Annotated in this window: 5 protein-coding genes; 2 read left to right on the plus strand and 3 right to left on the minus strand. The window is 67.7% G+C overall.

Annotated elements, in window-relative coordinates; translation table 11 throughout:
• Positions 1-1,829 (plus strand): glycosyl hydrolase family 28 protein (locus KDL01_RS38485; RefSeq protein WP_212533658.1); only part of this gene is annotated, 1,829 nt, incomplete at its 5' end.
• Positions 1,830-1,845: 16 nt separating this feature from the next.
• Here KDL01_RS38485 and KDL01_RS38490 read toward each other — a convergent pair.
• Entirely contained in the window at positions 1,846-2,121 is a 276-nt protein-coding gene (locus KDL01_RS38490; protein ID WP_212533659.1) for a hypothetical protein, read from the minus strand.
• 312 nt (positions 2,122-2,433) lie between these two features.
• On the opposite strand from KDL01_RS38490, the gene KDL01_RS38495 reads away from it, so the two are divergent.
• Positions 2,434-4,410, plus strand: a complete 1,977-nt coding sequence (locus KDL01_RS38495; RefSeq protein ID WP_212533660.1) for a LamG-like jellyroll fold domain-containing protein — start codon at positions 2,434-2,436, stop codon at positions 4,408-4,410.
• 256 nt (positions 4,411-4,666) lie between these two features.
• Here the strand turns inward: KDL01_RS38495 and KDL01_RS38500 are convergent, their stop codons facing one another.
• Complete coding sequence (locus KDL01_RS38500; RefSeq protein ID WP_212533661.1) at positions 4,667-5,380, minus strand: hypothetical protein; 714 nt, start codon at positions 5,378-5,380, stop codon at positions 4,667-4,669.
• 60 nt (positions 5,381-5,440) lie between these two features.
• Positions 5,441-5,801, minus strand: a 361-nt coding sequence (locus KDL01_RS38505) for an OB-fold nucleic acid binding domain-containing protein (protein WP_368861738.1), incomplete at its 5' end; no start/stop codon positions are given.

Consider the following 5,801-nt stretch of genomic DNA (forward strand, 5'->3'; position numbering starts at 1 on the left):
TGTGCCTGGACCTGCCCGGCTCCAGCACCGCCACCGGCACCCAACTCGACCTCCAGACCTGCACCGGAGCGAGCAACCAGACCTGGACCCTGGCCACCGCGACCACCGGATACACCATCACCTCGGCCTCGTCAGGACTCTGTCTCGGCATCGCCGGAGCGTCCACCAGTGCCGGCAAGGCCGTCCAACAGCAGACGTGCACCGGCGCCACCAGCCAGGAATGGACCCTGACGGCAGGGACCAGCAGCTACCAGATCGTCAACGTCAATAGCAGTAAATGCGTCAATGCCAGCGGGAACGCGACCACGGCGGGCACCCTCGTCGTGCAGAACAGCTGCGACTCCACCAGCACCAAGTCCTGGAACCTGACCGCAGGCGGGACCGTGCCGACGACCTCGGCATCCGCGTCCGCTTCGGCCAGCGCGTCGGCGTCCGCCAGCGCTTCCGCGTCGCCCAGTGCCACGGTGACGACGCCGCAGCCCGGGCAGCCGAGCGTGCCGGCGACGTGCACGACGGTGGCGGCGCAGCTGGCGAACCCGAGCAATGAGCTGTTCACCAGTGCGCAGGAGGCCGCGCCGCCGGACACCGCGCGGATCCAGGCGGCGCTCAACAGCTGCACGGGCACCGACAAGGCGGTCGAGCTCCAGGTTTCCGGCGCGGACGCGGCGTTCCTTTCGGCGCCGCTGACGATCAACAGCGGCGAAGTACTCCTGGTCGACACCGGCGTCACGCTCTACGCCTCGCGTAACCCGGCCGATTACCAGGTCTCGGGCCAGCCGACCTGCGGCACCCTCGGCGCCTCGGACGGCAGCACGCTGGGCACCGCCACCGGGTGCGTGCCGTTCATCTCGGTGCGCGGCAACGACTCCGGCATCATGGGCACCCAGAGCAGCTCCGGCAGCCAGGGCCTGATCGACGGCCGCGGCGACCAGGACATGCTCAACTCGAGCACCACCTGGTGGTCACTGGCCGAGTCCGCGCACGACAAGACCACGACGCAGCAGGAGAACCCGAAGCTGATCACGGTCTTCGGCGGCACGGACGACACGATGTACCACATCAGCCTGACCAACTCGCCGATGTTCAACGTCCTGCTGGACGGCGGCAGCGGCTTCACGGCCTGGGGCGTGCGCATCGACAACCCGGACACCGCGCGCAACACCGACGGCTTCGACCCGGACAGCGCCAGCAACGTCCTGATCACCGACAGCTTCATCAACACCGGTGACGACGGCATCGCGGTCAAGTCCGACGCCGGCGGCCCGGCAAGCGGCGTCACCATCAGCAACACCAGCTTCTGGGGTATCCACGGCATGTCCGTGGGCAGCCAGACCAACGGCGGGATCAGCGACGTCACCTTCTCCGGCAACTACATCCACGGCGGCACCGACATTCACGGCGACACCGCGTCCAGCAACAACGGCGTGCGCGTCAAGAGCGACTCGACTTTCGGCGGCACCGTCACGAACGTGAGTTTCCTCAACACCTGCGAAGCCAGCGTCGAACACCTGATCCTGCTCGACCCGCAGTATCTCAGCGGCAACGGCACCTCGATCCCGAGTTTCGACAGCATCACCATCAATGGCCTGAAGTCCGTTTCGTCCTCGGACGGAAAGTCCACTCTCGACGGCTATGACAGCTCGCACATGTTGGGCTTGACCCTGGAGAACGTAGACCTCGACTCCACCAAGGTCACCGCCGAATACGCGAACATCAACATGTACAACTCCAACATCACCCCCACTGGCACCGACGTCACCGTCACGAACGTGACCGGCACCGGCAGCGTCCCGAGCTGCAGCACCTTCCCGGCCTGGCCGGGGCTGTAAAGCAGTAGTTACCCGATCAAGCAGGGCCGTCGGCAGTCGCCGGCGGCCCTGCGCCCGCGCCGGTCGAGCCGTAGGTCTTGATCTCGGCCAGCGTGGAGAGGTAGCCGTTGTAGGTGTACGAGATGGTCGAGGTGTCCGAGGGAGCCCTGCTGCGGACGAAGGGCCTTAGACGGAAGATCAGGTGAAAGCGCTCGAACTCGCTCAAGCGGTTCCAGCAGCCGGTGCACCACAGCTCGCGGTCGGCGTACGGACGCGCCGGCAACAGGCCGTGAAGCCGAGCGTGGCCTGGCAAGCACGGGTCTCCCCATGCGTCCCGCTGTCCCGCTGGAATGCGGTAGTGAGGTCGGTCATGGCGGCCCTCTTCGTGAAGTGATGGGCGGCCTCGAGATGGGCGGCCTCGAATCGGGCCGTTCACCGGACACGTGCCGAACGACACGATCCAAAGACGACGGCGCATCAACGGGCTCGAGTTCCCGGATTCCGCTTCCCCCAACGGCCGGGAAGTCGTTCTCAGCCCGTTGCCTCCCGTTCGCCCGGGGCGGCCGTGCGCGAGCGTAGCCTGAGGCGATCAAGATCGTCTACTGTGCTCAAGGGGATCAACGACGTGTGTAGAGAGATATTCGGGGGCTCCGGCTCCTGCGAACACACCTCAGCCGCGAAGGGCGCCGACCGGCGCTCCTTCCTGCGTAACGCCGGGCTCGCCGGCGCCGGCGCCGTCGCGCTCGGCCCGCTCACCGCAGGCGCGGCATCCGCCTCCACCGCCCCGGCTTCCGCCGCCGCCTCCGCCTCACGCGGGCGCTGGAATCCCGACACCGAGAGCCTCCGGTTCACCCTCGCGGTCATGCCCGACACCCAGTTCCTGTACTGGGGCTCGCAGGGCAGCGTGAACCCCGACCCGCAGGCGGCCTCCTTCCGCTACGTCATCGAGAACAGCGGTACCGCCTCGGACGACAACATCGTCTTCCTCGCGCACCTCGGCGACCTGACCGAGGACGGCGACCCCGTCTCGTTCAAGTACGTGGGCCAGACCTATGACATCCTGGACGAGGCTGGCGTCGCCTACAGCGTGCTGGCCGGCAACCACGATGTCAGCGGCGACGACACCCGCGGCACGACGCCGTACCTGCAGACCATGGGTCCGCAGCGGTATTCGAAGTCGCCGACGTTCCTGTCCGCCGACTCCAGCGGCTACAACACCGCGCACGTGTTCCGTGCCGCCGGCCGCGAATGGCTGCTGCTCGCCCTCGACTGGCGCACCTCGACGGCCGGATTCGACTGGGCCAACGCCGTCATCAAGGCCCACCCGACGCTCCCGGTGATCCTCACCACCCACGAGATCGCGGGCACCCCGTACGACGACAACGTCTACCCGTACCAGGCGGGCGACCCGGAGGACAACGCCTCGCTCTCCAGCTACGGCCAGACCGTCTGGGACAACATCATCAAAGACAACGACCAGGTCTTCCTGACGCTCAACGGGCACTACTGGCCGCCCGGGCGCACCACCATGCAGAACGCCGCCGGCCACGACGTGTACGTGCACATCACGAACTACCAGAACCGGTACTTCGGCGGTGGCGGCATGCTCCGGCTCTACCACTTCGACCTGAGCCGCGACACCATCGACGTCGAGACGATCTCGCCCTGGATCCTCGCGCAGAAGCCTGAGGAGCGCAACGTCCTGGCCGCCCAGGACGCCGAACTCACCTCGGCGGTGGACTACTTCTCCATCCCGATGAACTTCGACGAGCGCTTCGCCTCCTTCGCCCCCGTCCCGAGCCGGCCGAGCCGGCCCGCGAAGCGGATGCTGGTTCCCGGAACGCTCGCCTACTGGCGCTTCGACACCGGACAGGCGGACGGCAGCGCGGTCGCCGCCGGGACCACCATCAAGGACCAGTCCGGCCACGGCAACGACCTCAGCACCCTGGTGACGGTGCCGGGCAGCGCCGCCGACGCGCTGACCTGGTCCACCCAGCACCACCCCGACCAGCCCGGCCACGGCAGCCTCTCCTTCGCCGGCGGCCAGAACCCGCTGCACGGCGCGTACTTCACCACCGGCGCGAACGCCCCGCTCAACACGGAGACGTTCACCAAGGGCTACACCATCGAGCTGTTCTTCAACATCCCGCTGGACTGGGACGCAAGCAACAACTCGTGGATGTCGGCGCTCAGCCGCTGGGGCGAGGCCAGCCAGGCGGGCAAGACCGGGGAAAACACCGACCCGGACGAGCCGGTCGCCACCCTCAGCTTCTCCGGCGACCGCGAGCCGCAGTGGAACTGCTACCCGACGAACGCGACCTTCCCCTCGACGAACTGGGGGCAGACCCTGTTCGAAGACGAATGGTGGCACGTCGCGATCGTCAACGACGGCAAGCACACCGTGATGTACCTGCAGGGCTGCCCCACCGTCGACAACCCGACCCTGCGCGAGTCGATCGGCATCACGACCCTGGGCCTGCCCTGGGCGCTCGGCGGATACGAATACAACGGAAGCATCAACCAGATCTTCCACGGCTTCATCGGCGACGTCCGCATCGTCAACCGCGCACTGTCCGTCGACGAGTTCATGATCGCTACCTGAGACCGGCAGAAGACCGGCAGACGACCCGCACCGCCTGCACACTGAGCCCTGACACACCGAGACCGGTAGCCCGGACGCCAACTCCAACATCTCCCCCACCGGCACCGACGTCACCGTCACGAACGTGACCGGCACCGGCAGCGTCCCGAGCTGCAGCACCTTCCCGGCCTGGCCGGGGCTGTAAAGCAGTTACCTAACAAGCAGGGCCGTCGGCGACCGCTGACGGCCCTGCCGCCCCGCGTCAGCCGCCCGGGGCTCACTTGAGTGGCCGCTGGTCCTCGATCTGGGGCTCGATCTCGTCCGCGTATTCGGCGTCTGCGGCGCGTTGCTTCATCCAGCGCCTGACGACGAACCAGACGTAGCCGATCAGGATCACAGCGAGGACTCCCGCGTTCGCGTAGAGGCCACCGCGCAGGCTCGTCGCGGTGTACGTGCCGATCGCGTAGATGCCGCAGGCGACTCCGAACGTGAAGATCGCCGTGTCGGTGATCGTGCGTATGCGTGCGCTGACGCCGAGGCGGGCGAGGGCGATGTGCACGGCCGGGAAGCCGCCGAGGCAGAACAGGAACAGGCCGAAGCAGCCGAGTGCGACGTCGGTGATCGGCCTGAGCGGCGTCGAGCCGTTCGCGTATGCGGCCGAGCCGTCGATCTCGACTCCCTCGGCCCCGCCGCGCCACACCAGGACGTCCACCTTATCGCCGGATGAGAGCCCGCGGGCCGCGGCGTTCGAGGCGTCGAAGACCATCTTGGGAAACCCGCTGGCCCACACGCCGGTGTCCGACTTGCCGAGGTCGGTTTCGAGCACCGTCTCGAGCACGGTCTGGACCGCCGGGTCGTTTGCGGCGAACTGCGCGGACAGCGGTTGATCTGTCGCGTACGACGTGGCCCCGTGCACCGCCATGCTCAGTCCGAGCACCGGCACGGCGGCGAGGATCGCCATGCCCAGCACCCGGAAGATGCGCCCCCACACGGCCTGTCCTTTCGTCGTCGTGAGCTATGAACATACGCCTGGGGTGTCAGCGCTTCCAACCTAACGGAACGAACGGCTCCGGTCCGGCGCGCCTCCGATGACGATCGGGCTGAGGCGTCCGGCCAGGACGTTGACGGATCCGTCCTTGGATTCGACGGTGCCGTGGATGAGGAGGGCTCCGGCGTAGCGGGTGCGGCGGTCGAGGGCGGCCCAGGTTTTGGCGGGGACGATGACGTTGATCATGCCGGTGGGGTCTTCGAGGTTGAGGAAGCAGATTCCGTTGGCCGTGGGCGGGCGTTGGCGGTGGGTGACGAGGCCCGCGATGCGGACGGGGTGGCCGTGGCGGAGCGCGGCGAGGTTTTCGGCTTCGGTGACGCCGAGTCCGGCGAGGCGTTGGCGCATGGGGTGCATGGGGTGGTGG

This window comes from Actinospica durhamensis (assembly GCF_018139695.1).
Lineage (GTDB): Bacteria > Actinomycetota > Actinomycetes > Streptomycetales > Catenulisporaceae > Actinospica > Actinospica durhamensis.